The following is a 1,199-nucleotide window of genomic DNA, read 5'->3' as shown; positions in this document are numbered from 1 at the left end:
AAAAAAATGAGTTATAATATTATTATAAATATTTTTACTTTTCTGCATTCAACAAGACAAGAAAAGGATGTGATGTTATGGGATTCCCAAAAGTTGAGCGCTTGCTCATCAATTATAAAACATTAGATGAATTTAAAAAATTTAAAGGTTGCGGAGCTCAAGAACTATCCATGTTAGAAGAATTACAAGCAAACATTATTGAAAACGATAGTGAATCTCCATTTTACGGTATTTATTATGGCGGATCACTAATTGCACGTATGAGCCTATATATGAAAAGAAACGGTGGGGAACCATTCGAAATTACAGGTACTTACCTAGAACTCTATAAACTTGAAGTGTTACCAACTTTCCAAAAACAAGGATTCGGAGAAATGCTTGTAAATTATGCGAAGGGGCTACAGTTCCCAATTAAAACAATCGCACGTATCCATTCAGCTGGTTTTTGGGATAAATTAAATTTCCATCCTGTATCAGTACCTGATGGTGATTTTTATGTTTGGAATCCAGAAACAAATTTGAATACGGTTACAAATGAAGAATCTGCATAAGAAATAAAAAAAACAGCTACATAGCAGCTGTTTTTTTATTTCTTTAATTTTTCTAATTTCCCATTCGAACGAGCGCTATTTCTTTCTGCTACCATTACACTTCTTTTTTGATCGATATAATCAAGCAATGTTCTATACTCTTCCTCATATACTGATAATCGCTCCAAAAGACTCTCTTTCTCTGTTTGCAACGATTCAATTTGCTGTTGTAACACCATTAAAGAGTTTTCATCTTTATAATTTTGCAAGAAATCAATAACATCATTTAATGTAATTGACGTAGGCTCTACTACCTTTGTCTCTTTTACTTCATAATTTTCTACTTTACGTAGTTGCTTCGCTTCCTCAATACGTTCTTTGTATTGCTTTCTAACGTAAGAATTCCACCTAAAGCCACATGCTGCTGGTGTACGAGATAAATGTCTTCCCACTTCTTTAAAGGCAGATAATTGCGTCCCACCTTCTCGAATATGCCGGAGTACTACTTCTGCCAGAAGCAAATCTTCATCATCAGTCCAAGCATCTTGTCTTGTTGTCGCCATCTCTCTAGTCCTCCCTATGCATTTTTTATTAAGCATATGCTGTTACTAGAAAAGATAGAATACAACAAATAAAGAATAAGGCAAAAAAAAATAAACGTAGAAGATA

The 1,199-nt window shown here is 33.7% G+C and carries 2 protein-coding genes; one reads left to right on the top strand and one right to left on the bottom strand.

Annotated features, from left to right (window positions below; genetic code table 11):
* Window positions 1–77 precede the first annotated feature (77 nt).
* Window positions 78–551 (top strand): N-acetyltransferase, encoded by a 474-nt coding sequence (locus tag KI369_RS27835; RefSeq protein ID WP_016086545.1) that lies wholly within the window; start codon window positions 78–80, stop codon window positions 549–551.
* Between the two features lie 35 nt (window positions 552–586).
* Here the strand turns inward: KI369_RS27835 and KI369_RS27830 are convergent, their stop codons facing one another.
* Window positions 587–1,093, bottom strand: coding sequence for an RsfA family transcriptional regulator (locus KI369_RS27830; protein WP_212958869.1), 507 nt, complete (start codon window positions 1,091–1,093; stop codon window positions 587–589).
* Between the last annotated feature and the right edge of the window lie 106 nt (window positions 1,094–1,199).

This window comes from Bacillus sanguinis (assembly GCF_018332475.1).
In the GTDB taxonomy this organism is placed as follows: domain Bacteria; phylum Bacillota; class Bacilli; order Bacillales; family Bacillaceae_G; genus Bacillus_A; species Bacillus_A sanguinis.
This window is presented reverse-complemented; position numbering and strand designations above follow the sequence as displayed.